Source organism: Corallincola platygyrae (assembly GCF_039544265.1).
GTDB lineage: Bacteria > Pseudomonadota > Gammaproteobacteria > Enterobacterales > Neiellaceae > Corallincola > Corallincola platygyrae.
In genome coordinates this window covers 221,467-246,842 of the sequence record NZ_BAABLI010000015.1, presented here as the reverse complement: position 1 = coordinate 246,842, position 25,376 = coordinate 221,467, and the positions used below count along the sequence as shown (strand labels likewise).

The following is a 25,376-nucleotide window of genomic DNA, read 5'->3' as shown; positions in this document are numbered from 1 at the left end:
TTCGGCGACGATCATTTTTATAGTTCGGTGATTGGTTCAAACTAAAGCACGTTGTTACTCGAAAAGGAAATCACGGTATGTGCGACCAAGAAGACTCCATTTCACTCGAAGCCTCTTTCCCTAAGTTTCAAACAGAGGAACCATCATCCGAAGATCTCTTTGATGGTCAAGGGCATAGCCATGCTGCGAATGCGCTCAAGCGAGTGATCGAGGAGGATGATTCCGCACACACATTAGGGCTTGAGGGTGAGCTTGGCGCTGGCAAAAGCACCATCATCAAACTGCTTGAAGACCGCCTTGACCAAGACCGCTATCACTTTGTGATTTTTGATGTAGATACACATCACCACTCATCCATAAAAACAGCTTTGATTAAGGTTCTTCAGAAGGAAATCAAGAACCTAAACCAAGTGAATTCCCTGACTCAGAAAAGAATAGATAAAGCGGCCAATCAAGCGCTTGGAAATGTTTTGGAGTATACAAAGCGGACCAACAGTAGCTTGAGTTGGCTAGTCATTGCCTATGCGGTCTCAATTGCGTTTTCAATTCGATATGCAAAAGAAGGAATCGAATCCCTTATAACGTTCTTTGATACATTGTTCATCAATAATACTAATCCTCTATATCTGCCTTTTTCTGTTGAAGCCCTATTAGGTTTCTCCCCACTTATCGTTCTCCTGGTTAATTGGCGTTACAACTCATATCAACTTAAAAAAGGGAAGAAAAAAGACGTCGTAAGGCTAGCAGACGTTTTCAAGCGAAACAGCATAGACAGAATTCAAGAGACGTTTGATGTAAGCAGGGAAGTTGGGAGCCTAGAACTCAAAGACGCTCTTACAGCTTTCACTCAGTCCATCCCTGAAGATAAAACCATTGTTTTGGTTATAGACAACTTAGATCGTGTCGAAGCTCGATTGGTTAGAGAGATATGGAGTGACCTCAACATCATCAATGCCCTAGCAGGTAAAAAAATGAAGGTTTTGGTTCCCTTTTCATCTGCGCACGTAGCCAAGTCACTGAGTGATGATGATGACAACGAGCTTTATAGCGGCATGGAGTACATATCGAAGAGACTTCCTATCGTGTTTCAGGCTCCGCCCATTGTTACAGCAGGCTGGCGAGACCAGTTTCGAAAGTTGTGGGAGGAAAACCTAGGCAATAGCGTAGAGGGGGTTAACATTGCTGCAGAGTTGATTGACATGTGGCAACGACCTGGACAAGGCGTTACTCCTCGTCAATTGAAGAAGCTCATTAATGATATCGCCAGTATATTAGCGAGTTGTCCAGCAGAAAGGCTCCATGGTGCATCATGTGCCACATACGTTTTAGGCCTTAAAAATCAACATGGCAAACTTACACTTGAGCAACTCCTTTCGGCTGAAATCCCTTCTCAAACAATCCCCGAGGCGGACGACAAAGCCAGATTGAAAGTCCAAATTAGTCAAACCCATAAGTTACTCAACCGCTCCGTAGGAGAAAGTGATATATGGGCCACCCAAATAGCATGTATTCATTATCAGACATTACCAGACATCGCTAAAAGTGAGTTGCTCGGCGAACCTATTAGAGCAGCTCTAACTAGCGCCGATGAGGAGAGGTTGATAGAGCTATCTGATGTTCTTGGCTACGACGTATTCTTTGAGCGCCAGATTGAACGCTCGAATCCACCTGCCTTAGTTGAACTCGCTGCAAGGGCTGTAGCACATGGTGATAAAGGTATATCTTGGGTTGATAAATGGCTCCCGAGGTTCAATCGCTTGTCAGCTGAAAGCTCAGCCGAACTTTCTTACTCCGAGGATTACGTTGACGCTATAGAGTTCCTTGTTAAAAGAGGCTACGACGTTGACCTCTCTCTTGTAAGATCTAAGCAACAAAAACTCCAGAAGAGTCTGAGAGAAATTGATTTCCCGGCGTCAGAGGGTAGCGAACAGTCGGTTGATCATGTTTATGCCTACTCCAAACTACTGGGCAAGAAGCCATTTGTGATTGAAAATCCTCCAGTTAAGCTATTTGCTTTGCTATGGACTCGTAAAGACAACTATTCCTACTGGAACATTGAAGAGACTTACTTACCCCTAAATAGTAAAAGTGAGCTTCTGAACCTAATTGCTAATGACGATGAGTTTGAGCATTCAAGTCTTTATGAGTGGATCCGCGAAGACCACAAGTTAGGTTTGATTGATTTTTCTTCAAATGAATCGCCTACAGCAAATTTAAGCGTAGGCTTTGATGATGACCCTGAAAGCTGGTTGGATATTCTTCCGTTTACAACTAGTTGGAATGAGTCAGAAGGCTATATCAAAGAGCTGTTTGAGTATTTCGAAGATCATGAAGAGCAGATGAGTAAAGAGCTGTGCGAAAAAATCTTAGCATGCATACTCGCCAATCTCGTTGCCACAACTACGGAAGGCAGCATACAGATGCTCAACGCTAATAGACATTTAATTAGTCAGCCTCGTTGGGCATTTATTGAGCCAAAACTAGATAAATATCCTGGCTACGTCAGCTACCTTACTGATTACTTGGTATTTACAAAGAGGTTCAGTAGCATTTTAACGAATCTGCGCCTTGAGCATGTATCAGGCTACCTGAGTGATGCAGTAAAAGCCATGATAGCTTCAAACCGCGTTCACTCTCTAACTATCAGAGAAATATTGTGTGATCACTATTCTTCCGTTAGAAAACTGTTTAAAGAGACCGAACTACATGTGCTAATAAATTTTTGTAGTGGTTGGTTACAGTATTTGAAAACCTCGCCTAGCGACTGGGCCACTAAATTCATTGAAGATGTCATAAAACATGATAACGAAGGAGATTGGCAGCAAAAGTTACTTTCATATATTGACGCTAACGAAAACAGTAAAGAAACTTGGCTTAACTGGCTCGCAGCACCAGCTCTCAACTTAAAGATGGTGGTAACCTGGTTGGTAGATTCAGAGACTACCATTGAGAATTTTAAAGGACTTTACGAGGCGCTAAGCGCTGAGTTAAGTAAATCTGATTCTTTTTCCAACATGTTGGATCACAGTGCTTTTGTTGCACTATGCGCGAAGTTGCTTCCAAAAAATGAATTAAACCGCTTGAGCAACCAAGCTAAAAATAAAGTCGCAGAGCAGCCGACTAGCACCACTGCTCGGTCAAACATAATTAGCTGCTTAGGGTCAATATTCACACTTCAGAAAGCGACTCATCCTGACGTGAGAAGCGCCTACACTTTGATGGTTGAAAAAGCCGAAGATGATACTGTCATTCAATGGTTAGACAACCAGCGTTGGTACCTGAACGATTGGCAAGACGAAGAACGCCAGCAGCTGCTTTCAGCGGCCGAATCTAACCCTGTTGGTGGTTATGAAAGGCTGACTCGTCTAATAGAAAAATCATCAGAAGGAATGAAGAAAAGTGCAGTTTCTTAAAGTAAGCAGTTGCCAAGATTTTTTCTTTGGTTCATATCAGGTTGTAGACGGCTACGCTAGTCTAAACTTGAGCTGTGTTAACGATTTATCAGAGGAAGTGGCACCTTCATTTTTCGTGAAGCAATTAAACCGGTTATTGGCTAAGGAAAATGGCCAGGTTGCACTGACGGATCCAACATCTTGTCCAGAGTTCTCCGAACTGATAGAGAAGATACCAAACGATGATATTGGGAAGCTTGAGATTTATTCTCGCACCGATCTAAACCCCAGTGTAGATTGCACTTTGGCATGCAAGGTGTATCTGGAACAAGGAATACTAGATATCAGAGCACAATGGTGTGCTTATAAGGAAATGAGGGCTGATGAGATATTCACTACGCTGGTAACGCCAATTTATACGAAAAACTTGGAGCAGCAAGTTTTTATTGAATGGGGAAGTGACGAAAGAGAGAGGCTGGCGTCCGAAACAAAAAGTGGAGTAATGTCCATTTTGACTCTTGCTCGCGCATATCAACTCAGGAACAACCCAGAGTACGTTTCACATGTAGTTGATGAGCTGCTAAGGGCTAACAAAGATCATACTTAGCGGGTACACTGTACACCTACAATCTATAATTAAAGGCTGGTTTCACGTTGGTGTTTTGAAGCAGACGTGTAACTAAAGTCTTTCGCCCCGTGGGAGTAATAATGGATTTGTTTAAAGAATTAAAAGCCTCTTTAGAAGAGGCTATAGAAATCCAACAAGAAAATAGAGAAGCATCTCGAGTGTATCGATATGAATTAATCGACGTAAAAGCCCTTCGAAATCGATTGGGGGTTTCTCAGCTGCAATTTTCCACCGCTCTAGGAGCTAGCCTAGACACCGTCAAAAGCTGGGAATCCAGACGGCGTAACCCAACAGGGATAGCTGCAAAGATCTTATTCGCCATAGATAAAAATCCAACCATTTTCCACGAACTTGCTCTTCACTGACTATTTAGCAAAGCTAACCTGGGGTTACCGCCAAGAGAAAATTGATCAACGTTTCAACAAAACTAACTCATTGGAGAACACTAGTTGATTGGGATGTCAAAAGTTTTACTTTGTCTTCCAGTATCATCTACCCACTGTATAAGAAATTTTTCTTTCACTTTCGACATACTCAGAGAAGATATTGCTAACAGACGTACACTGCTCATTGAGTCCATGGAGGTCATTGGGAATTTATCCTCTGCTTCTTGGTTCAAAACGAAGTACGGCCCCTCCAGAAAAGTAATCGTCACATCTCTTGCTTCGACCTTGCCTCGATTGGTAATGACAAGCTTTGTTGATTTTCCTTCTTTAACGAAACGAGCGCCAAAATCTGCTTTTTGCATTTCAAGTGCACGCATGCTTTCAAGTCTTAGCTGCACCTTGTGGAGAGCATTCTTAACATCGGCTAATTCTTCTTGCTTTCTAGCCAGCAGACGTCCACTAAAGGTGTTGTAAAGAGCGAGGCACAGTGCCGCTAAGGCTATCAACGCAGCCCAATCAAAATTCCCCAACTCAGTGTCCCCTTTTTACCTTGATACTCGTACTTCCTTTAAACAATTGTTGCAGCGACTTAAGCATCTTCTCCTCAAGTTGCTCTTTAACTTCGCCACATAGTTCTTCAGCATCAATCTGCTCAGAATTGTCAGAAACCAGTTCGTCTCGAAAACTCTCGTAACCGCAATCGGCACAGATTATAGACCCCTCCGCCTCTTCATCGCATTTAAACTGATCACTACCACAGATCGGGCATAGCAAAGAAACGCTAACACTAAACTCTTGCATTCAAAACTCCGGCAAACGCATTTCAAACGATTTGACCTTCCTTGATTGTCTACAAAAGCTGCAGGTACACAAGGCGGTCGCACCACCCCGAGCTGACATGAGGTGGTAGATCTCTCTAAAACATGGGCGAAATATGGGAGTCTAAAATGTTAGAGTCATGGGGATGAGTTCTAACATCCCCCTCGCATATGCTAAAAATGTACAAAATCGGAGGTGTTCACAGCTGTGAACAGTAGTCTTCTTATACGAAACTCAGCAATTCTTCCAGGCATTCACCATTCTCTCCTGCCTGACATCAACCTTTCTCTGATACATTGTTTCTCCCCATTTAGCTCCCAAATGAGTTCCGAGAAAAACCACGAGAGTCAAAAGACAAGCGATGCTGACCGCTACTATAAAGACTAACATACACTAGCTCTACTAATGAGATACTGGATTGACCATAGCTCAAAATTGCAATTCGTTAGTACTCTTACAGTGAAGGATTGATACGACAGGGCGGATACGTCGTTCAATTTTTTCAATCTAAATACTCAAAAAAATTAAGTATATAGCCTTACCACAGCACCAAGAATTTCGAGTTCATATCGATAATAAAGGGAAGCCAAACATTATTAATAAACCTTATATTATGATAGAGTTTGAAATCAATCAGTTGATTAGTTGCTCTATAGTAAGGATTTTTATGTCAAGCAATGAAGACCCGGTAGACCTAAATAATTACAATCACATAGAGAAAGCATTAAAAAAAGGAAAAGAGGATACAACTCACTTAGACCTTATTACATACTTTAAAGAAGCAATAAAAAAACTAGAAGAACATACACATTTCAACCATGACAATAAAAAATTGATAAAACCAACAACTTTTAAGTTTGAGTGCGCCAAATCTAAATTAATGGAAATAATATCACTACCTAGTTCAATATCAGACTCTGAGCTAAATAAAATACTTGAAGAATGTTGGAATTCCGGCAAAAGATCGATAGAGAGTTTAGCGAAATGCGCATTAAGCAAAATCAATCGTCGAATAAAAGATTTAAATATGGAAAATAAAATAAAAGCGTCCGCAATCAAACTGAAAACAACACAAAGAGATTTTTCAAAGAGCAGACAGAGAAATAAACCATAGAGTAAAAATAGAAAAAACTCATTTTCAAAAATATAAAAATCTGTTGAATGTAGTGAAGTTGAAGTAATGCTCTGCTTTCGTTAATTCGTTGTAAGAAAATAAAATTTTAGTCAATAAGGTAAATTTAACCACCTCTAATCGAGATAGTGTTCTTCTATTAGACTTTCAAGAGACTTTCTGCTTCTTTGGAAATAAACTTCTAAACTTGATGTGTTCTGATTATTTTCATATCTATTTAACAATTCGGTTATTTCTTCATCAAATATAGGCATACCATGATTGATTAGCTTTTTATTTAATATATTTCCCAACCTTTTTTGCTTGATTTTTTCCAGAGACATATTGCATTTTTCTAGCATTGTGATTGAGTGGATATAATATTCAATTTGAAAATATTTTCCTTCCATATTATCAAGAAACCTTTCTTCTTCAGACTCTATGCATTTCCCCCTGCCTTCATGACTTTTTGAGCTAATAGGCATTGAAGGATTTTCATCTAACCTATTGATTTTTCTTTCAAGTGTATCTTCTCTGAAGAAGTAGACTCCCTTAAAATCGATTGAGGCATTGGTTAGTTCGGCACCAGCTTTAATGAAAACCTCCATCCAAAAAACCTCTTTACAGAACGCCTGTTTCTCTGTCGTTATGTCGCTCTCTAAAATAACATAGCGAATCGGCATTTCAGATTCTCGCTTAATATCAGAGATTCTTTTTTGTTTTAAAGTGTGTTTGTAAGTTTCATTAAGATGTTCAATTAATCTCACACCTACAGGCTTAGAAGTCCTTCCCACATAGAACAATTTATTATTTCTTGGGTCAACCAAACCATAAATTTTAAACATATAAGTACCAAATATTTACAGTCAACCCCAGTTGCTTCTCTTATGCCCACACCGCTCGCATACATCCGATATTCTATCTGAACCAATAAAAGTCATATCAGTTTCAGTATATTTATGTCCAAGAAATGTACACATAAGCTGTCCATCTTTTTTTATTCTTAATAAACGTTCGAATATACATTTAAACATCCACGCACAAAGAATAATAAAAAACGCCCAAGAAAATAACCCTAAGATGGTTTGGTTTATTCTTTCATTAATAGTTTGAACGATAAGGAACGGCCCCCAAAGCATATAACAGAATATTGAAACTGAAAGAAACGCAATGTAGTATATTTTTTTAAACATTTTTAGTACCAAGTGCTAATTAGAAACGCTTATCTCTCGGACACCAGAATGCTGTTCACTGACATGCCCGATTGGAATCATTATGAATTTAGAATTTTTTTTGCCTTTAGAGCACTTTTTTTTTAAGTATTCCATCTAGTCTATTAGTTTTTTAGAAAAACATAAAAGCCCTAAAATTCATGAGAATAGGTTTAATTCTAACAAGAGCAGGCAAGGGTGCGGTTGCTGCTGTATTGCGCCATCAATATCGAGTCCAATCCCAGGGATGCCAGAAGGTAAGCCTGCAGGAGAACGCTGCGTGCAGCTGGATGACAATAACCTTTGCCAACTGTTTGGCGATCCCCGTCGACCTCAGGTGTGCCTGAAGTTCATGCCCTGCCCTGATGTCTGTGGCGACAATGACGAGATAGCACTAATCAACTTAACTGAGCTTGAGCAGTTAACCGACTAGGCCACTCAGAGCCCCCTCAAAGCGACAGGACTGCGGCTCGTTCCGGCTGTCGCAGAAGGGCCAGCAGATGCTGTGGTAACTCGACTGCGACAGGCGCCAAAGGAGATGCGGCTCGCTTGGCCCATGCTTCTTCACTGACTAAAGCTGACGCGGGAACCAGTTCGACCCCCTGAGCATCCAGGTCTGCCAGACGCCGTTGCAGTACGGCGATAGTTTCCGGGTAAGGATGTGCTATTCCTATCGCCTCGCCCCGCCGCTTGGCCAATGCCAGCAGTTTGTCGAACTGACGTTCAATAGCAACCTCATCCTCTTCATTGTCCAGGAACACATGGCGTCGCAGTGAGGGTACGCCGGTAGCTTCGGCGACGGTTTGGGCACAGGTATAAACGGTGGTACGGCTGTCGATGAAATATAACGGATAGTAGCGGAGGACACGCATGGTCCAGGCCATGTGTGGCAGAGATTCGGTAAGCTCACTACCCATATGATTATTCACACCCGCTACATGAGGGATAGAAGCAAGCGCTTTGACCAGGGTCTGCTGCAGTGCGGCCACGCCCATCTCATTGGTTAACGCCCCCTCACCCAGCTTGTTGCCAGCCCTGGCAGCCATCGGCATATGCAGCATCACCTCTTTACCTTGCTGATGGGCCAGCTCAGCCAAGCGACGACTGTGGGGTGTAAAAGGTAGAAAAGCGAGAGTCACGTCGCCCGGCAGCTCTACAGCTACTTGATCGTCCGCGCTGTTACCCACGTCATCAATGACGATAACTATTTTGGGCTTTTCCTCTGCCTTAAGCGGCATAGTTAGGCCCGCCCAGCTAAGCAGGGCAACAAATAGGCTGCAATGAAACTTGCTGATAAACGACATCGGCTGAGTCAGTGTCTCCTGAACTCAGCCGGCTTTGCCTAATCGGGTTTAGTCGACACCATTAAGCTGCTGTAGCGCGGATCTGAGCTGAAAATCCTGTTTGGCGATCTGCACCTTGCGATCCCCCTGATGGGCCACCACCGACTTAAGTGGCAGCGGGTTTATTATAGGGGTTAGCTGGCTGTCGAGAACTACCTCTGACGGGACAAATCTGTCAGGTGTGATCCCCTTCCCATCAATCGCTAAACCACTGGGCGTGAAGTAATGTGCAGTGGTGAGTTTTAATACACCATTTCCAGGCTCAACCGGAAACAGCGACTGAATAGAGCCTTTGCCAAACGATTGCTCTCCTAACACCAGCGCCCTACCGTTGCCCTGAAGCGCCCCAGCGACGATCTCAGCAGCAGAAGCTGAACGCCCGTTAATCAACACCACCAGAGATGTACCACTGACGCGGTCACCATTGTTGGCGTAATACACCACGTTGGCCTCATAGTAACGCCCCTGAGTTTTGACGATAACACCTTCGTCTAAAAACAGATCAGCCACGGCAAGTGCGCTATCGAGCAGCCCGCCTGGATTATCTCTCAAATCCAATATCACACCTTCCAGACCCGCATTCTGTTTCAGGCTGATAAGCGCACCAGCGACCTCATCAGGCGTGTCCTGGGTAAAACTTTTTATCTTGAGATAGCCGGTAGTTTCATTGAGCATGCGTTGGCTAACACTGCTCATCTCGATGCGGCGACGTTCAAGCGTAAATGCCAAGGGCTCGGGAAAGCCGTCTCGTTCAACGACAAGGCGCATGCTCGTGCCAGCCTGACCGCGCATGCCCATGAGCAGTTTCTCGGGATCTTCATCGGCGATGTGGAACCCATCAACACTGACCACGCGGTCGCCTATGGCGAGCCCGGATTCAGAGGCTGGCGAATCGGGAAACATGTTGACCACAACCACCTGGGTTTCGCTGACGGCGAGCTCTACGCCAACCCCCGCATATTCACCGGACGTGACATCGGTGAGATGAGCAAATTCATTTCCGTCCAGGTAATCTGAATGTCGATCAAGATGAGAGACAATTGCTGATATCACATCGTCGATAAGCTGATCGTACGCGACTTCATCGACATAAAATTGTTGTATCTGTTGGAGAATTGAATAAATACGAGCGGCATCTTGGAACGCAGGGCTGTCTTGATGACGATAAGCCAATACGCTGCTTGTAAGGGTTAACGCAGAGCCTGCGATAACACCGATAAAAAACGTCCAGAACCGAGGAAATAAGCGCTGCATACGCTACCCCATTTTCGTCTCTGGCACTGTAGGAGGGATCCTTCGCTTCCGCAGTGGCCGGTTTACATCCGGGTGTGTCGTGACACCTTACCTGCGTATCTTTGACGCTAGGTTAACTACGACGGCACCAAGCGGATGGATCTAGCGCGCGCCCCTGATGGCGTATTTCAAAGTATAGACCAGCGCTTGTTCTGCCCCCGCTTTTTCCAGCTAACGCGATGGGTTCGCCACTTTCGACCCTGTCTCCCACACGTTTTAGCAACGCTTGGTTATGGCCATACAGGCTCATATACCCGTCACCGTGATCGACCACCATCAGCAAACCAAAACCCTTCAGCCAATCGGCATAAACAACAACGCCTTGATGAACGGTGAGAACGTCTTGCCCCTCTTTGGCACGCAGCATCACGCCTTTCCAGACGATATTGCCCTGCCGTTTGGACCCAAAGTTCCTACTGATACGACCGTTGACCGGCCAGGACAATTTCCCTTTCAGCGCTTTTAAGCCATCCATCTCGAGCGCTTCTCGCTGACGGCGACGCTCAATCATACTGCGAACGGTACGTTCATTTTCCTGCAAGGTTATCAATTGCTGACGACCACCGGAAAGACTACCTTTCAGCTTGCCTAATGTACGCTCACGGGCCAGCTGACGCTCTTCCATCTTGGATTTTTCATCGGCCTGACGGCGCTCTAACGACTGCAATCGACTGGCCTGTTCCGCCAGTTTGCGCTCAACACGGGCCAACTGGCGGCGAGTTTTCTTCAACGCCTCCAGGTTATCCATGCGAGCCTGGTTAAGGTATTGGTAATAACTCAATGTGCGTTCGATCTTGCCCGGCTCCTGCTGGTTCATCAGCAGTTTGATGTAATCGTGGTTACCGGACATATAAGCACTGGTGAGTTGCGCCTGAAGTGCACTCTGTTGGTGGCCGTATAGCTCGGTTAGCTCTGCTTGCTGCTGCTTGGCGTCGGCCAGCTCTTCGCGAGTGCGATTAAGTTCCTGCCGAGTCATGCGCAGGACTTTTGCTACCTTGGCGATCTCCTGCTCCGCTGAGCGAAGTTCACCAAACAGGGCTTCTCGTTTCTCTTTTTGTTTTTCGAGTTGTTGTGATTGACGTTTTATCTGGCCCTGCAGTTTATGCAGGCGATCATCGCCACTGGCAGAAAGTTGAGAAGAAAATACAAAAACAAAGAGGGAAAAAAAGATAAAACACAGCCTGCTCAAACTACGAGCAGGCTGGTTTAGCCTGGAGCTTAGAAATTTCAGCTCCATAGAGGCTTAGGCTACCTCGATCAGCGCTTTACCGCTCATCTCAGCCGGGATCTCCATCCCCATAAGCTTCAGCATGGTAGGCGCCAAGTCGCTCAGCTTACCACCTTCTGCGAGTTTGCCTTCACGGCCCACATAGATCAGCGGCACTGGCTCACTGGTGTGTGCTGTGTGTGCCTGGCCTGTGGTGTTATCAACCATCTTTTCAGCATTACCATGGTCGGCAGTGATCAAACACTCGCCGCCCACTTCACGCAGCGCTTCTACAACACGACCAATACAGGCATCAACCGCTTCACACGCTTTGACAGCTGCTTCATAGACGCCGGTGTGGCCTACCATGTCACCGTTTGGATAGTTACAAACGATAAAGTCGTATTCACCGCCCTTAATCGCCGCAACCAACTTATCGGTCAACTCCTCTGAGCTCATCTCTGGCTGCAGATCGTAAGTTGCAACTTTAGGTGAAGCGATCAACTCACGCTTTTCGCCCACGTATTCCGCTTCGCGACCACCGCTGAAGAAGAAGGTCACGTGTGCGTACTTCTCAGTCTCAGAGATACGCAGTTGCGTCTTATTGTGCTTTTCCAACCACTCACCCATGGTGTTAACCAAGGCTTCTGGTGGGAATGCACAGCTGGTTTTAATATCCGCCGCGTATTCAGTCAGCATGACGAAGTCTGCCAATGCTGGAGTCGCCTTGCGCTCGAAACCAGCGAAGTCTGCGTCTACAAAAGCACGGGTTATTTCACGGGCACGGTCAGCACGGAAGTTCATAAAGATCAGGCTGTCGCCATCTTCCATCGCTGCACTTGGTTCGCCATCAGCCTGGATAACAGTCGCTTTAACGAATTCGTCGTTTTCGTCGCGCGCGTAAGCCGCTTGCAGACCTTCAACCGCAGTCGTCGCAGTAAATGCACCATTGGCTTGAGTCAGCAGGTTGTAGGCTTCTTCTACACGCTCCCAACGGTTATCACGGTCCATGGCATAGTAACGACCAACCAGGCTGGCAACACGGCCTTTGCCCAGTTCAGCGAACTTGTCCTGGAATGCCTGCAGTGAACCTTCAGCGCTACGTGGTGGCGTATCACGACCATCCAGGAATGCGTGCAGGTAAATCTTCTCAGCACCACGGGCTGCGGCCATTTCGACCATTGCCATCATATGGTCTTCATGGCTGTGAACACCGCCCGGAGACAGCAGACCCATAATGTGTACGGCTTTGCCGTTGCTTGCTGCTTTATCGACGGCTGCAACCAGCGCTTCGTTTTCGCCGAATGTGCCTTCTTTAATCGCTTTATCGATACGAGTCAGGTCCTGGTAAACGATACGGCCTGCGCCAAGGTTTACGTGACCCACTTCTGAGTTACCCATCTGGCCGTCAGGCAGACCCACGTCATTACCTGAACCGGAAATCAGTGCGCTGGGCGATTCTGCCCATAGCTTATCCAGTACTGGGGTCTTTGCATTCAGAATGGCGTTGTTTTCAGGGTTATCGCTGTAACCCCAGCCGTCCATGATGACCAGCACCATTGGTTTCTTAGCTGTACTCATGAATAGTTCCTACTGTGTGCTAACTGAAAATAGAAATAAAAATTCTGTGTACCTTCTCTGGCGTCATATTAGACAACTTTTCCAACCATTTTTTAACCCCGCAAAGTACACTTGGCTGTGCATATTGTTCGATACAGGTATAATTCAGGCGCTTTGAGTGCGCCAGCCGCACGCCGTTGATTTGAACTGAGGACGTTTCATGCAGCAATTGGTTGAATTTGTGACAACAGCCGCCCCTATCTTAAGCCTGGCCTGGATAGGTTTGCTCGGTGCACTGCTTTACTCTTTCCTGGGCCCGAAAGGCGCGCCTGCGGTTAATCCGCAAGAAGCGACGCTGTTAATGAACAAAGACAATGCCAAAGTGCTCGATATTCGAACAGCGGAAGAGTTCAACAAGGGGCATATTCTTGGCGCAAGTCACATCTCGTTCAATGATCTGCAACAGAAAGGGGTGGGTGAGCTTGAAAAGCAAAAAGAGAATCCCATTATAGTGGTGTGCGCAACCGGAAGCAGCGCGTCTCGCGCCAGCTCACTGCTCAAAAAGCAAGGTTTCAGCACTCTCTATCGCCTTAAAGGCGGCATGTTAGAGTGGCAGAATGCCAAACTGCCAGTCAGTAAATAGCGGAGAGTGCGCATGGCAGAAGTAGTTATCTACACCACGCAGTGGTGTCCTTACTGCATCAGAGCCAAAGCACTGTTGGACCAGCTTGACGTTAGCTATGAAGAGATAGCCGTCGATGGTAACGCAACATTGCGTAGCAAAATGATGGAGTTAAGCGGCCGTCACACTGTCCCGCAGATTTTTATCGATGGGAAAAGTATCGGCGGATGTGACGACTTGATGGCACTGCACAGTAATGGCGAATTAACCAGTTTACTGGGCCGCTAACGAAACAAGGTTGGTTAACCAACCATAACGAACACAGATTTATACATTTAAGGTTAAGAAAATGGCTGAAGAACAAAAGACAAACGGCAGTGCAGAACAACCAACTGCTCAATTCAACATCCAGCGTATCTACACAAAAGACATCTCTTTCGAGACGCCTAACTCTCCTACTATCTTTAAGGCCGAGTGGAAGCCCGAAGTTAAGCTGGATCTAGATACTAAGAGCAACAAACTGGACGACAGCGCGTTTGAAGTAGTTCTGTCTCTGACTGTGACAGCCAAAGTAGGTGAAGACACTGCATTCCTGTGTGAAGTGCAGCAGGCGGGTATCTTCTCTATCGGCAATATGCCAGAGCCTCAATTGGCTCACACTCTGGGTTCTTTCTGCCCTAACATCCTGTTCCCATATGCTCGCGAAGCAATTGCAAGCCTGGTAAGCCGTGGTACTTTCCCTCCACTGAACCTGGCTCCTGTTAACTTTGATGCTCTGTTCGCTTCTTATGTTCAGCAGAAGCAAGCAGAAGCACAGGCTAGCGCAGACGCGTAACTAATGGACGCTAAAGCGTACGATATTACCGTGCTGGGGGCGGGGTCTTATGGCTCCGCCCTTGCTATTTCTATCGCTAGAAATGGCAACAAAACCCTACTCTGGGGGCACGAAGCCGATCATGTAGCTCAGCTTGAGCAAGATCGGATCAACGACGCCTTTCTTCCTGGCGTACCTTTTCCTGACTCGCTTGACCTGGAAGCGGATTTAGCCAAAGCGGTCGCCGCGTCAAACAATATTCTGATCGTGGTTCCCAGCTTTGCTTTTGGCGATGTGTTGACGCGCATGAAGCCACATCTGCAACCACATGCCCGTGTTGCCTGGGCGACCAAAGGCTTGGAGGCTGACACCGGAAGATTGTTACAGGACGTGGCCAAAGAGATTCTGGGCGACGGTTTTTCTCTCGCTGTGGTATCCGGCCCAACATTTGCGATGGAAGTTGCCAAAGGATTGCCGACAGCTATTGCGGTCGCCTCTACCGATGACGACTTTGCAGCCGAATTAGCCTCCCTGATGCACAATGAGTCCCGCTTCCGAGTCTATCGAAATCAGGATTTTATCGGTTTGCAACTGGGTGGTGCGGTCAAAAACGTTATCGCGATTGGTGCCGGTCTGGCTGATGGTTTGGGTTTTGGTGCCAATGCTCGCACGGCGTTGATCACCCGAGGCCTGGCAGAAATGATCCGTTTAGGCGAAGCACTCGGCGCACAGGCAAGTTCGTTTAATGGCATGGGTGGCTTGGGTGACCTGGTACTCACTTGTACCGACAACCAGTCCCGAAATCGCCGTTTCGGCCTGGCTCTGGGCGCAGGCAAGTCCTTGCAGGAAGCGGAAGATGGCATTGGTCAGGTAGTCGAAGGCTATCGCAATACCAAAGAAGTATTCCTGTTAGCTAAACGTTTGGGTGTTGAAATGCCGATTGTAGAGCAGATTTATCAGGTGCTTTACGAAAGTAAGTCTCCAAAGCTGGCAGCAGCAGATCTGCTCAGCCGGGATCAGACGTTTGAGTAATAAACGGCCGGCGGCTCACTGAGCTTTACCCGGCCTTTACCCTCATCTTTAGCGCAATACAGCGCTTTATCTGCCTGCAACAACAGCCAATCTTCGTCTATTCCTCCTATATCCTTGGCAGTGCATTCAGATATGCCGATAGAGCAATTCAATTGTATTGGGATAGTCAGTTGCTCGAGACCAGCCCACTTGGTCAACTCCGGTATAAAGTACTGACGCTCTTCGAGCGTGCTGAGCAACCTTTCGGCGACGACCTGAGCCTGCATACGATCAGTGTTAGGGAACAAGACCACAAACTCATCGCCTCCCCATCTGGCCGCAACATCTTCATGGCGAAGACAACTTTGCAGAAGATCTGCAAACGCCTTCAACACTTCATCACCGACGCCATGACCAAGGTTGTCGTTGACGGTTTTGAAGTTATCCAAATCCATGTAAGCAACAGAGCAAACCTGACCATCGGGCTTCATTCGCATTGACTCAAGCTCCTGCTCCAGTCTGGCCTGCAGCGCCTGGCGGTTATACAAGCCGGTCAACACATCCGTGGTCGACATCTTAACCAGTCGTTCGCTGTGAGCGAGCTGCTGAAGCTGGCTGCTGAGCTGTCGACTCAGCATTTGCAGAGTGCTTTGATCCTGGCGATCAAAAAAGCGGTTTGAATCAAATGCACACAGGGTAAGAATGGCTGTTAACTGTTGGTCACTGAACAATGGCAGGCACACCACGGAGTCATAGGTGGCACGCTGCCCTCCTTCACCCTGAGAATGCATCCGGTTATCTACCAGAATTCGCTGACTGGCCTGAACCTGCATCAGGTGAGATTCAAGCTGAAGTTGCTGAGGCAACTCGCCAACCTGGGTCCAGATCTCCCAATGACTGCCTTTACGCTTGTGGATCACACCGGCTTGCAGCGCAAAGTTACCGCATACCAGTTTTAAGGTTTCCGAAGCCAATAACTGTGGGCAACTAATACGCTCAGGCAACGATTGCAGTCGACTGACGAGCTGGATTTCCCGTAATCGCTGATTCGCCTGACTGAGCTTGGTGTCTTGCTTGACCATGATGACCAGCTCATCCAGTTGCAGAGAAACCCGACCAAGAACCTGATTTGGTAGCGTGCTGGTATCAACCGGTAAACGCAGGCTGACATCATCCTTCACCTGCAGAAACAGGGAGCGGAATTTGGGTAGCTCCAGGCGTTCACACATCTCCAGGCTGCTCTCCAGCAGCTGGTCACAGCTTTGCCAGTCACCCTGTCGGCTATAGACACTGACTAACTCCAGGTAACACTGTGGAATCAATCGCGAGTCCATATCGACCACTTTACCCAATAGCTCCGGCGCCTGTTCAAACTGCTCCCGGGCTTTACCTAAATCACTCATGGCCGAGTAAACCGCGCCTTGCAGCATGGAGCGGAGGAATTTTCCAGTGCGACTGGGTTGGAATGGCAAGCCATTAAGGCGATCTAACGACTGTTGAGCACGCGCCAACTCACCTAATTTTGCATGACAAAAACCTTTTAAGCTGAATACGTCATAAAGGTTTCTAAATGGAAAGTGAGTTAGCTGACGGATACGACAGATCCGTACCAACTGTTCCAGAATCTGCAGGGCATCACGATAATTACGGGTACAGAAATAGAGCCAGGCAAAGTTATACAGGGTAACCACCAGCTCACTGTAATCCCCAACACGTCGTGCCGTCGCATAGGCGGCAAGATACTCTTTCATCGCCCCAGGGTAGTGTTCGAGCAAGGTATTAAAGTAACCGATGCCATTGTGCATACGCACAATCTCCAGCGATTCTCCCAGTTCCTCTCTTATCCTTGAGCTAACCCCAAAGCAGCGAAATGTTGCATGGTAATTACTGATATAGGAATAGATAATTCCTTTGCTGTGATAAGCCGCTGCAATACCCTGTCGATGCCCAAGAATACGCGCCAGATCAACAGCTTGCTGAGTGAAATTGATTGCTGTTTCCGCTTCAAGGTTGTCATAGAAGCGCAGGAAATTGTAATAGTTACGCAGACAGTAAAGTCGCGAACAGCCCATCTTGTATATGGCGAGCAGTCGGTTCAGACGCTCAAACTCTTCAATTGAAACAGGGGTGGTCGATTTATCATGGGTATAAAAATCGATAAACAACGCCTGGGCCCGCAGGTAATCGTCGTCCGCCTGATTCGCTACCTCAATAGCCCGTTGAGCACTCTGCAGTGCGTGTTCAAAGCTCTGCTTACAGACCTGTGTCAGGGCAAACATGCACATCAACTTAACGTGACAGCGTGGGCAGGCAAGTAACGCAGGCCACTCCTGCAACAACTCCATTTCATGTAATGCTTCGTCCAACTCACCCAAACAAAGCAGCGCCCAAGACAAATTCAGTTGTAATTGAATGCGCTCTCGATCACTAAGGTCAGCCCGGCGGAGCAGCAACCTCGCGGCGTTCACGGCTTCGGGCCAAGCCATGCAATCCATATTTTCAGAGACATGTTTGATTGCGACGTCGCCAATCATCGGAGATACCCAATGAAATTCGGCAGGTTCTTTGTGTAGAGGAACACGATTCAACAGATAGAGGTCATCCATCCAATCGAGGAATGACTCCCATTGCTCATCTTCCTGACGATTGTTCAGCGCGTACTGGGTATCAATACACACCATGATCATGATGGGCGCTGATATCTTTGCTTCGACCATCGACCGCAAAACATCTATGGCTGAGGGTGAAGCATAATGCCAACCGGTAACAGCAATGACGGTTGGCTCATCAAGCAACAACTCAAGTAAACGCAAAATGGCTTTACGCAGAACCACCTGCTCGAAATTGAGATCGTCAATAACCGCTAATTCTGGGCGCGGCTCTGATTCACCCTTTAACCAGCCACTGAGGCGTCGTTGCAACGGAAGGTAATCGGTGGCAAACATCGCCATTTCTTCTGGATCAAGATGGGATTCAGCCATGCGCTGGCGAAACAATGCAAGTAGAGCGTGATAAGGAGAAAATTCCGTTTGAGGCTGGAGCTGGATCCGGAGCAGGGGCACTTTCTGAGTTTTAGCAAAAGCTGACACAAAGCGACAAAAGCGATCGGCACAATCACTCTGGTAAAAACCAAAGGTTGCTTGCTCATCATTGGCTCGCTGCCAATTGAGTTGCAACGCATCGGAAAAAAGTGGCCTCGCAGTCATTCCCTGTACACACACTCGCGATATCAGATTCTCGAGAGTGTACGGTATCAGCTTTTTTTACACCGTTGTTCAGCTCACAAATTGTGCAAGATAAATCTATGTTAACTCAGGGTAATCCAGCTGACGCAAAGCCTCATAACTGATGATGGCAACAGCGTTTGAAAGGTTAAGAGAGCGGCTATCAGTGCGCATAGGGATACGGATTCTTTGCTCAGCGGCGACTTGCGCTAACACGGCGTCAGGCAAACCTCGGGTCTCAGGGCCAAACAACAAAATGTCACCATCCCTGTACTCAGCATGCTGAAACGGCTGGCTTCCTTTAGTCGTGCAAGCAAACAGGCGCGCATCAGGTAAGCTTGCCAGCATGGCTTCAAGATTGGCGTGTTTATTTACTGCGGCGAACTCGTGATAATCCAAACCCGCCCGGCGTAATCGTTTATCGTCCCAATCAAACCCCAGCGGCTCAATCAAGTGCAAGGCACAACCTGTGTTGGCACACAAGCGAATAATATTCCCCGTATTGGGCGGTATTTCTGGTTCATACAGGGCGATATGCAGCATTGAGGTGTTCCCGTGTTTCTTGACGCCGCCACTTTACCAGATCTGATGTCCAATGCTTACTGCAAACGCTCTGCTTTTGCTGGAAGCGTCATGGAGACCTCAAGCCCGCCGAATTCACTTCTTCGTGCAACTACGTCGCCGTGATGGGCCTGCACGGCAGCAGCAACTATCGCCATGCCTAGGCCGATACCTGAATCCAGTTCTGGCGTGCGGGCATCATCCAACCGGTAGAAGGGGCGGAAGATATGCGCAAGTTCATGGTCAGGTACACCTGGGCCATCATCAGCAACTGAAATTTGGATGTCACCATCATGCTTCTGCAAGTTGACTTCAATACGACCTTTGGCAAACCGTACCGCATTGCGAATAAGGTTATCTATGGCGCGAGATAGCAGGCTTGCATCACCGGCACACCAGGCTTCGGCCCCCTCGGGTGAAACATTAACCGAGAGCTTCAATCCCGCTGATTCGGCCTCGATTTGAGCATCATTTACTGCTTGTGATAGCAGTTCGCTAAGCTCCAGCGGCACCATACCTTCACGCTTTCTCTGCATGCGAGCCAGCTGCAGCAGCTCAGCGATCATCTCTTCCAGTTTCAGGGATTCACGCTCTACCCTCTGCAACAAGTCACTCTCGCCTTCACTGCGCCGCATCAGGCCGATAGCCAGTTGCAGCCGAGTCAACGGAGAGCGCAACTCATGGGAAACATCCCGTAGCAACTGCTGTTGCGCTTCGATCTCAGATCCAAGTGCATCTGCCATATCGCTGAGTTGACGACTGAGTAATCCAACTTCGTCACGACGACTCAGCAGCTCATAAGCCGGCCTGGCTTCCAGATTTCCTTCGGCCAGAGACTGTGCGGTTTGCCTCAGCTGATGGAGAGGACGCCCCAAACGCCAAGCGAGAAAACCACAAAGCCCTCCGCTGATCAGCACTATCAGAACAACCAAGCGCCAGGGGTGGTTGAACATAAACGGTAACAGGGGGAGTGGTGACTTATCTTTTGGGTGCCTCAGCACAATCTGCCAATCCTGACCATGTATGCGGATATCCCATGGACCGGCATACAGCCAACGCCCGTCAATGACCCCCCTGGGTTTGCCATCAGCAGTGCTCGCCAGCTGCAGTGACAGCACGATTTCGGGCACTGGGCTGCCATCTCGGCTTTCACCGTCAGCATTGACCAAATACCAGCGCTTTCCTTCTCCCGGGGGTGGCCTGCGACGGCGTTCCACCTTTCGCTCCACCTCATCAACAAATCCCTGCATATGGCGCAGTGGACGATCGGGAAGCTCGAAGTAAGTCTCACTCCACAGTCGAGGGATGGTAACGACCAAAGCGATCATCACCAGCAAGGTAAGCCAGAACCAGAGAAACAGCTTGGGGTAAAGGCCCCCGAACCAGCGCATTAACAATCCTCCAACCAGAGGTAGCCCTTGCCCCGCACAGTTCGGATCCAGTCACCACCATCAGAACGGGATGGCAGCTTCTTACGTAGGTTACTTACGTGCACATCCAAGCTGCGGTCATAAGGTAATAGCGACCTTCCCAACACTTTTTTATTGAGGAACTCTTTTGAAAGCACCTGCCCTTCCGACTGGACAAGGTTGTGCAATAGGGTGAATTCTGTCGATGTCAGATCCAGTTTATTCTCGCGCCAGCGAGCTTCCTGTCTGCCGGGTAACAATACCAGTTCACCTACCGTGAGCTGATCATGGTTCACCGTTGGTTTTGCAGGGACTGACGTACGACGCAGGATAGCTCGAATTCTAGCTATCAACTCGCGGTCACTGAAAGGCTTTGGCAGGTAATCATCGGCGCCGAACTCTAACCCTAAAACCCGGTCGGTTTCTTCGCCTCGTGCTGTCAGCATCAACACGGGAGTCTCACAGGCCTGCTGACGTAACTGCTTCAGCACTTCCATACCATTAAGGCTCGGTAGCATCACATCCAAAAGGATCAGGTCAAAATCATTTGATGTAGCTTTGTCCAATCCGGCCTGGCCGTCATGACTCATCGCGACATCAAAACCTTCCATTGTCAGCAATTCTGCCAATAGCTCGCACAGTGCTCGGTCGTCATCAATGATCAGGATCTTCATAGGTTACTTACTCCTCTGATCTTAACTGTACTGAAAGCCACCGCTACGCTCTACGAATTCAGCGCAAGCTTTGCACTTCTTTACGCTAACAAACCCTGGTTTGCATTCAGGCAAGTAGACTTAACCATGAAAACTGACTTACCTGAGGAAATCACCATGTTGAAGAAAAATCTTGTCGCTCTGACCATTGCAGCCATTTTAGTTTCTCCGCTGGCAATCGCGAAGCCAGGCAAGGGTGGCGATAACAATCCAATGAAACAAGTACTTTCACAGTTAGATCTGAGTGATGACCAAAAATCTGAGATCCGCGAGCTGATGAAATCTGCAAAAGCAGAGAAAAAAGCAAACAGAGAGACTAACAAAGCTGAACGAGAAGACCATAAAGAGCAGATGCGTGCACTTATTACTGCGGACAGTTTTGACGAAAATGCCGCCAAAGTGCTGATTGCCGAACGTCAGGAAAAGATGGCCGAACATATGCTGAAACGCGTAGAGATGCATTACAAGATCTATCACCTGCTGGAACCCGCTCAGCAGGAGAAATTCCTGGAGCTAATGGAAGCGCAGATGAAATCTCGTGGTGAAAAAATGCGGGGCAAGTAAAACCACGACTCATAAAGCTGAGCGAAATTAAAACTTTAGTAACAAAACTGACGATATAATTGGGATATGAAAAATGATCCCGATAACTATCGCAGGCTCGTTCGCCGGGCCGCATTGGCGGCCTCCATCACAGCGACCTTTCTGATCCTGGCCAAACTGGTGGCCTGGATCAGTTCAGGCTCCGCCAGCCTGCTGGCCAGCCTCACTGATTCACTGATGGATGCAGCGGCTTCATTGCTCAATCTGCTGGCACTCCGTTATGCAACCCAACCCGCAGATGCTGAGCACAGGTTCGGCCACGGCAAGATGGAAAGCCTGGCCGCAATGGCACAGGCCATGTTTATTGCCGGTTCATCACTGCTTTTGATCCTGCATGGTATTGACCGTTTGTTGCACCCTTCACCGCTAAGCGAAGTGGGTTTGGCGGTTGCGGTCATGCTGTTTTCGACCCTGGCCACCGGCTTACTGCTGCTTTATCAGGGCTACGTGATCCGCAAAACCGGCAGCCTGGCCATTAAGGCCGATGCCCTCCACTACCGCAGCGATCTGCTGATGAATTGTGCCGTGCTGCTTGCGCTGGGGCTAACTGCCTGGGGGATACATCTTGCCGACGCCCTGCTCGCCATTGGTATCGGTATCTACATGGCCTGGAGCGCAAAAGAAATCGCGCAGGATGCCATTCAACACCTGCTGGACCGAGAGCTGCCAGCCACGGAACAGGCCAAGATTATTGCACTGGCAGAAGCCCATCCCAAAGTGCATGGCATACACGACCTGAGAACCCGTCAGGCCGGTGGTACACGCTTTGTGCAGATGCACCTGGAGCTGGATGATCATCTGCCACTGGTAGACGCCCATAAAATTGCCGATGAGATCGAAGAGGATATTCGAACCGTATTGGAAAACTGCGATGTGATTATTCACCAGGATCCAATCTCTGTTGTCGCCAATAATCAATCAACAAAAACTGACGCCGCGGAAGCCAGTGTGAGCGAGCCGGCAGAGGGTGACGCTCGCACATAAGCTGGTATCATGTAGCGCAATCAGATCGCAGCGAATTGTTAGCTATCAGCTGCGATTTTCCAAAAGACAGTTTCGGGGAACAGGCCATGCCTTTATTAGATAGTTTTACCGTTGACCACACCAAGATGCAGGCACCCGCCGTGCGTGTAGCAAAGAAGATGAGCACACCGCACAAAGACCCGATCACCGTCTTTGACCTTCGCTTCTGCATTCCTAATGAAGCGCTGTTAAGCGAGCGCGGTATTCATACATTGGAGCACCTGTTCGCTGGCTTTATGCGCGACCACCTTAACTCTGATAGTGTCGAAATCATCGATATCAGCCCTATGGGTTGCCGCACCGGATTCTATATGAGCCTGATCGGTGAGCCGTCAGAGCAAGCGGTCGCAGATGCCTGGTTGGCAGCGATGAGAGATGTTCAGGGTGTGACCTCGCAAAACGATATTCCAGAATTGAATGAATATCAGTGTGGCACTTACGAGATGCACTCTCTGGATGATGCAAAAGCGATTGCCAGCGACATCATCAGTCAGGGCATTGCAGTCAACAAGAATGACGAGCTGGCGCTACCTGACAGCATTCTGAAAACCCTTTAGTTTTCCCCACCACCGCCATGGGGGAAGGCCAAAGCCAATTTCGATTCCATTTGATACTACGCGCAACACTGCTGACAGTGTTGTGCGTGTTAATGCTTCTGCCCGAGTCCTGGCTTGGCTCCAATAGCCAACAGCCCCATGGCGTTATTCTAATTCTCATCGGCACCCTGACGCTCGCTGTCAGTAGCTGGCTTTATCACAGCAAGAGGTGGCTTTTTATCCCCATGCTGGCGATCCAGCTGGCTATGGATCTGCTGTTGTTGTCTGCCTGGCTCTGGTTCAGTGGCGGCGCAACGAACGCCTTTGTTTCTCTATTACTGCTGCCGGTAGCACTGGCGGCTGTCAGCCTGCCACGCAACGCAATTGTCGTGCTGAGTTTGTTGGCCCTCACGGGCTATTCAGTATTACTTTGGTTGGCACCACAACCGCACCATGGCCACCATCAGATGCAGAGCCACTTTGTGGGTATGTGGGTTACCTTTCTAGCCTCTCTGGGGGTGATCACCCTGGTAGTGGGTGCATTGGCGAGAAAGCTCAGAATGCAGTCTGCCCAGATAAGCAAACTGCGCGAAGAGCAACTGAGAAATGAACAGATCCTGACCCTGGGCACAGCTTCCGCCCAGGTCGCACACCAATTTGCAACGCCACTCGCCAGTCTCAACCTGCTACAGGAAGAACTGGAAGACTCATACCCCGACGACACATTAGTCAAAGAGCTTAAAGCCCCTATTTCTCAATGCTCTAATCATCTCGACAGGTTTCGTTCCACCGCGCGCCAAATACAGTCCAATACCAGCGAAGCCATGACGATTGAAGCGCTCTGCAAACAGCTCCTGGAGCAAGCAAGCCTGACCTTTCCTGAGTGCAAATTAGCGCTACCGAACAGTTATCCCAAAGGACAAATAGCCGTCGATTCAGCACTATTGCCTGCGCTGTTGAATTTGGTAGCCAATGGATTTGAAGCCTCAAAACAAACGCTTGCGAAACCGCCATGGCATGTTGAAATTACACTGTCTGCCACTGGCAAGCAGCTATCGATTAATATTCGGGACTCAGGTCCCGGCTTGTCACCCGCGCTGCTTAATTCACTGGGGCTGAATACCCAGCCCAGCCAGCAAGGCCTGGGTATTTCTGTATTACTCAGCCACGCCACCATAGAACGACTTGGCGGCCAACTCAGTTTGAGTAATCACCCAGCTGGCGGAGCAGTTGCCGAAGTATCACTACCATTGCTCAATACGACGACCACTAAGACGGCAAGGGAGCAATTGGACTGATGCCTCTTCGTTTACTTGTGATTGAGGATGACCAGGATTTCAGTCGAATTGTCTGCAGGCGATTGAGCCGAGAAGGTTATGAGTGCCGAGAAGCAGCGAATGCCACAGATGCACTACTGACCGCACGTCAGTGGCGACCCGAGTATATTCTGCTGGATGTGAAACTAGCAGAGCAAAGTGGCCTTAGTCTGATATCCCCTCTACGGCAGTTACTCCCCAGCAGCCGTATCGTTTTGCTTACAGGCTATGCCAGTATTGCCAATGCTGTTGAGGCGATTCACGCGGGTGCAGATGACTATCTGGCAAAACCCGCAGATACACAAACCATTGTGGCCGCGCTTCAGGGAAAGGCTAAAACCCACAGTACTGTGGATAGTGACCAATTTAATGCAGGCGTGGATGAACCCAAGATGACGCCGGAACGATTGGAGTGGGAACACATACAGCAGGTAATGAAAGCCAATGATGGCAATATCTCAAAAACTGCAGAGCAGTTAGGCATGCATCGTCGAACCTTGCAGCGTAAGCTAAAAAAACGCCCCGTATCCCAATAACTATCTAAGTAGAATGGTCTCCCAAAGAAGCACACCAAGACAGTGTGCCGTCACGTCA

At 48.0% G+C, this 25,376-nt stretch carries 25 protein-coding genes; 14 read left to right on the top strand and 11 right to left on the bottom strand.

Annotation, left to right across the window (positions count from 1 at the left end):
* The first annotated feature begins 77 nt into the window (after positions 1-77).
* From ABEA14_RS13775 to nadS, 3 genes are all read left to right on the top strand, one after another.
* Positions 78-3,413, top strand: a complete 3,336-nt coding sequence (locus tag ABEA14_RS13775) for a P-loop NTPase fold protein (protein ID WP_345340606.1) — start codon at positions 78-80, stop codon at positions 3,411-3,413.
* Positions 3,400-3,999, top strand: coding sequence for a hypothetical protein (locus ABEA14_RS13770; protein ID WP_345340605.1), 600 nt, complete (start codon positions 3,400-3,402; stop codon positions 3,997-3,999). The genes ABEA14_RS13775 and ABEA14_RS13770 overlap by 14 nt, the downstream gene beginning before the upstream one ends.
* A 101-nt stretch (positions 4,000-4,100) precedes the next feature.
* On the top strand, positions 4,101-4,385 hold the full coding sequence (nadS, locus tag ABEA14_RS13765; RefSeq protein ID WP_345340604.1) for a NadS family protein: 285 nt from the start codon (positions 4,101-4,103) through the stop codon (positions 4,383-4,385).
* Between the two features lie 80 nt (positions 4,386-4,465).
* Here the strand turns inward: nadS and ABEA14_RS13760 are convergent, their stop codons facing one another.
* Complete coding sequence (locus tag ABEA14_RS13760) at positions 4,466-4,936, bottom strand: hypothetical protein (RefSeq protein ID WP_345340603.1); 471 nt, start codon at positions 4,934-4,936, stop codon at positions 4,466-4,468.
* Position 4,937: 1 nt separating this feature from the next.
* Positions 4,938-5,207: an ECs_2282 family putative zinc-binding protein gene (locus tag ABEA14_RS13755; protein WP_345340602.1), complete on the bottom strand. Its 270-nt coding sequence runs from the start codon at positions 5,205-5,207 to the stop codon at positions 4,938-4,940.
* A gap of 685 nt (positions 5,208-5,892) precedes the next feature.
* Between ABEA14_RS13755 and ABEA14_RS13750 the strand changes: the two genes are divergently transcribed.
* Positions 5,893-6,339, top strand: a complete 447-nt coding sequence (locus tag ABEA14_RS13750) for a hypothetical protein (RefSeq protein WP_345340601.1) — start codon at positions 5,893-5,895, stop codon at positions 6,337-6,339.
* A gap of 134 nt (positions 6,340-6,473) precedes the next feature.
* Here ABEA14_RS13750 and ABEA14_RS13745 read toward each other — a convergent pair whose 3' ends face one another.
* The gene (locus ABEA14_RS13745) at positions 6,474-7,181 is read right to left on the bottom strand and encodes a GIY-YIG nuclease family protein (RefSeq protein ID WP_345340600.1); all 708 of its coding nucleotides are present in this window, start codon (positions 7,179-7,181) and stop codon (positions 6,474-6,476) included.
* Between the two features lie 523 nt (positions 7,182-7,704).
* On the opposite strand from ABEA14_RS13745, the gene ABEA14_RS13740 reads away from it, so the two are divergent.
* Positions 7,705-7,980, top strand: a complete 276-nt coding sequence (locus ABEA14_RS13740) for a YkgJ family cysteine cluster protein (RefSeq protein WP_345340655.1) — start codon at positions 7,705-7,707, stop codon at positions 7,978-7,980.
* Positions 7,981-7,996: 16 nt separating this feature from the next.
* Here ABEA14_RS13740 and ABEA14_RS13735 read toward each other — a convergent pair whose 3' ends face one another.
* From ABEA14_RS13735 to gpmM, 4 genes are all read right to left on the bottom strand, one after another.
* Positions 7,997-8,851, bottom strand: coding sequence for a divergent polysaccharide deacetylase family protein (locus ABEA14_RS13735; protein ID WP_345340599.1), 855 nt, complete (start codon positions 8,849-8,851; stop codon positions 7,997-7,999).
* 48 nt (positions 8,852-8,899) lie between these two features.
* Positions 8,900-10,144 (bottom strand): S41 family peptidase, encoded by a 1,245-nt coding sequence (locus tag ABEA14_RS13730; protein WP_345340598.1) that lies wholly within the window; start codon positions 10,142-10,144, stop codon positions 8,900-8,902.
* Between the two features lie 112 nt (positions 10,145-10,256).
* Entirely contained in the window at positions 10,257-11,420 is a 1,164-nt protein-coding gene (locus ABEA14_RS13725; RefSeq protein WP_345340597.1) for a murein hydrolase activator EnvC family protein, read from the bottom strand.
* Positions 11,421-11,426: 6 nt separating this feature from the next.
* Positions 11,427-12,971 (bottom strand): 2,3-bisphosphoglycerate-independent phosphoglycerate mutase, encoded by a 1,545-nt coding sequence (gpmM, locus tag ABEA14_RS13720; RefSeq protein WP_345340596.1) that lies wholly within the window; start codon positions 12,969-12,971, stop codon positions 11,427-11,429.
* Positions 12,972-13,170: 199 nt separating this feature from the next.
* On the opposite strand from gpmM, the gene ABEA14_RS13715 reads away from it, so the two are divergent.
* From ABEA14_RS13715 to gpsA, 4 genes are all read left to right on the top strand, one after another.
* Positions 13,171-13,593 (top strand): rhodanese-like domain-containing protein, encoded by a 423-nt coding sequence (locus ABEA14_RS13715; RefSeq protein WP_345340595.1) that lies wholly within the window; start codon positions 13,171-13,173, stop codon positions 13,591-13,593.
* Between the two features lie 12 nt (positions 13,594-13,605).
* A complete protein-coding gene (grxC, locus tag ABEA14_RS13710; protein ID WP_345340594.1) occupies positions 13,606-13,860 on the top strand; it encodes a glutaredoxin 3 in 255 nt (84 codons plus the stop codon).
* A 61-nt stretch (positions 13,861-13,921) separates the two neighbouring features.
* Positions 13,922-14,407: a protein-export chaperone SecB gene (secB, locus tag ABEA14_RS13705; protein ID WP_345340593.1), complete on the top strand. Its 486-nt coding sequence runs from the start codon at positions 13,922-13,924 to the stop codon at positions 14,405-14,407.
* 3 nt (positions 14,408-14,410) lie between these two features.
* Positions 14,411-15,418, top strand: a complete 1,008-nt coding sequence (gpsA, locus tag ABEA14_RS13700; protein WP_345340592.1) for an NAD(P)H-dependent glycerol-3-phosphate dehydrogenase — start codon at positions 14,411-14,413, stop codon at positions 15,416-15,418.
* Here the strand turns inward: gpsA and ABEA14_RS13695 are convergent.
* The 4 genes from ABEA14_RS13695 to ABEA14_RS13680 all read right to left on the bottom strand — a co-directional run bounded on the left by ABEA14_RS13695 (position 15,403) and on the right by ABEA14_RS13680 (position 21,265).
* Positions 15,403-18,603 (bottom strand): diguanylate cyclase, encoded by a 3,201-nt coding sequence (locus ABEA14_RS13695; RefSeq protein WP_345340591.1) that lies wholly within the window; start codon positions 18,601-18,603, stop codon positions 15,403-15,405. The genes gpsA and ABEA14_RS13695 overlap by 16 nt on opposite strands.
* 96 nt (positions 18,604-18,699) lie before the next feature.
* Positions 18,700-19,164: a tRNA (uridine(34)/cytosine(34)/5-carboxymethylaminomethyluridine(34)-2'-O)-methyltransferase TrmL gene (trmL, locus tag ABEA14_RS13690; RefSeq protein ID WP_345340590.1), complete on the bottom strand. Its 465-nt coding sequence runs from the start codon at positions 19,162-19,164 to the stop codon at positions 18,700-18,702.
* 56 nt (positions 19,165-19,220) lie between these two features.
* On the bottom strand, positions 19,221-20,573 hold the full coding sequence (locus ABEA14_RS13685; RefSeq protein ID WP_345340589.1) for an ATP-binding protein: 1,353 nt from the start codon (positions 20,571-20,573) through the stop codon (positions 19,221-19,223).
* Complete coding sequence (locus ABEA14_RS13680; RefSeq protein WP_345340588.1) at positions 20,573-21,265, bottom strand: response regulator; 693 nt, start codon at positions 21,263-21,265, stop codon at positions 20,573-20,575. The genes ABEA14_RS13685 and ABEA14_RS13680 overlap by 1 nt, the downstream gene beginning before the upstream one ends.
* Before the next feature lie 126 nt (positions 21,266-21,391).
* On the opposite strand from ABEA14_RS13680, the gene ABEA14_RS13675 reads away from it, so the two are divergent.
* From ABEA14_RS13675 to ABEA14_RS13655, 5 genes are all read left to right on the top strand, one after another.
* The gene (locus ABEA14_RS13675) at positions 21,392-21,868 is read left to right on the top strand and encodes a Spy/CpxP family protein refolding chaperone (RefSeq protein ID WP_345340587.1); all 477 of its coding nucleotides are present in this window, start codon (positions 21,392-21,394) and stop codon (positions 21,866-21,868) included.
* Positions 21,869-21,934: 66 nt separating this feature from the next.
* Positions 21,935-22,891, top strand: coding sequence for a cation diffusion facilitator family transporter (locus ABEA14_RS13670; RefSeq protein WP_345340586.1), 957 nt, complete (start codon positions 21,935-21,937; stop codon positions 22,889-22,891).
* 86 nt (positions 22,892-22,977) lie between these two features.
* Complete coding sequence (gene luxS, locus ABEA14_RS13665) at positions 22,978-23,487, top strand: S-ribosylhomocysteine lyase (RefSeq protein ID WP_345340585.1); 510 nt, start codon at positions 22,978-22,980, stop codon at positions 23,485-23,487.
* 92 nt (positions 23,488-23,579) lie between these two features.
* Positions 23,580-24,764: an ATP-binding protein gene (locus ABEA14_RS13660; RefSeq protein ID WP_345340654.1), complete on the top strand. Its 1,185-nt coding sequence runs from the start codon at positions 23,580-23,582 to the stop codon at positions 24,762-24,764.
* Positions 24,764-25,318, top strand: a complete 555-nt coding sequence (locus ABEA14_RS13655) for a response regulator transcription factor (RefSeq protein ID WP_345340584.1) — start codon at positions 24,764-24,766, stop codon at positions 25,316-25,318. Before ABEA14_RS13660 ends, ABEA14_RS13655 begins: the two co-directional genes overlap by 1 nt.
* The last annotated feature ends 58 nt before the right edge of the window (positions 25,319-25,376 follow it).

Coding starts and splice junctions, on each gene's coding strand:
- ABEA14_RS13775 (WP_345340606.1), top strand. CDS start 78: ATGTGCGACCAAGAAGACTCCATTTCACTCGAAGCCTCTTTCCCTAAG.
- nadS (WP_345340604.1), top strand. CDS start 4,101: ATGGATTTGTTTAAAGAATTAAAAGCCTCTTTAGAAGAGGCTATAGAA.
- ABEA14_RS13755 (WP_345340602.1), bottom strand. CDS start 5,207: ATGCAAGAGTTTAGTGTTAGCGTTTCTTTGCTATGCCCGATCTGTGGT.
- ABEA14_RS13750 (WP_345340601.1), top strand. CDS start 5,893: ATGTCAAGCAATGAAGACCCGGTAGACCTAAATAATTACAATCACATA.
- ABEA14_RS13745 (WP_345340600.1), bottom strand. CDS start 7,181: ATGTTTAAAATTTATGGTTTGGTTGACCCAAGAAATAATAAATTGTTC.
- ABEA14_RS13735 (WP_345340599.1), bottom strand. CDS start 8,851: ATGTCGTTTATCAGCAAGTTTCATTGCAGCCTATTTGTTGCCCTGCTT.
- ABEA14_RS13730 (WP_345340598.1), bottom strand. CDS start 10,144: ATGCAGCGCTTATTTCCTCGGTTCTGGACGTTTTTTATCGGTGTTATC.
- ABEA14_RS13725 (WP_345340597.1), bottom strand. CDS start 11,420: ATGGAGCTGAAATTTCTAAGCTCCAGGCTAAACCAGCCTGCTCGTAGT.
- gpmM (WP_345340596.1), bottom strand. CDS start 12,971: ATGAGTACAGCTAAGAAACCAATGGTGCTGGTCATCATGGACGGCTGG.
- ABEA14_RS13715 (WP_345340595.1), top strand. CDS start 13,171: ATGCAGCAATTGGTTGAATTTGTGACAACAGCCGCCCCTATCTTAAGC.
- grxC (WP_345340594.1), top strand. CDS start 13,606: ATGGCAGAAGTAGTTATCTACACCACGCAGTGGTGTCCTTACTGCATC.
- secB (WP_345340593.1), top strand. CDS start 13,922: ATGGCTGAAGAACAAAAGACAAACGGCAGTGCAGAACAACCAACTGCT.
- gpsA (WP_345340592.1), top strand. CDS start 14,411: ATGGACGCTAAAGCGTACGATATTACCGTGCTGGGGGCGGGGTCTTAT.
- ABEA14_RS13695 (WP_345340591.1), bottom strand. CDS start 18,603: ATGACTGCGAGGCCACTTTTTTCCGATGCGTTGCAACTCAATTGGCAG.
- trmL (WP_345340590.1), bottom strand. CDS start 19,164: ATGCTGCATATCGCCCTGTATGAACCAGAAATACCGCCCAATACGGGG.
- ABEA14_RS13685 (WP_345340589.1), bottom strand. CDS start 20,573: ATGCGCTGGTTCGGGGGCCTTTACCCCAAGCTGTTTCTCTGGTTCTGG.
- ABEA14_RS13680 (WP_345340588.1), bottom strand. CDS start 21,265: ATGAAGATCCTGATCATTGATGACGACCGAGCACTGTGCGAGCTATTG.
- ABEA14_RS13675 (WP_345340587.1), top strand. CDS start 21,392: ATGAAAACTGACTTACCTGAGGAAATCACCATGTTGAAGAAAAATCTT.
- ABEA14_RS13670 (WP_345340586.1), top strand. CDS start 21,935: ATGAAAAATGATCCCGATAACTATCGCAGGCTCGTTCGCCGGGCCGCA.
- luxS (WP_345340585.1), top strand. CDS start 22,978: ATGCCTTTATTAGATAGTTTTACCGTTGACCACACCAAGATGCAGGCA.
- ABEA14_RS13660 (WP_345340654.1), top strand. CDS start 23,580: ATGCTTCTGCCCGAGTCCTGGCTTGGCTCCAATAGCCAACAGCCCCAT.
- ABEA14_RS13655 (WP_345340584.1), top strand. CDS start 24,764: ATGCCTCTTCGTTTACTTGTGATTGAGGATGACCAGGATTTCAGTCGA.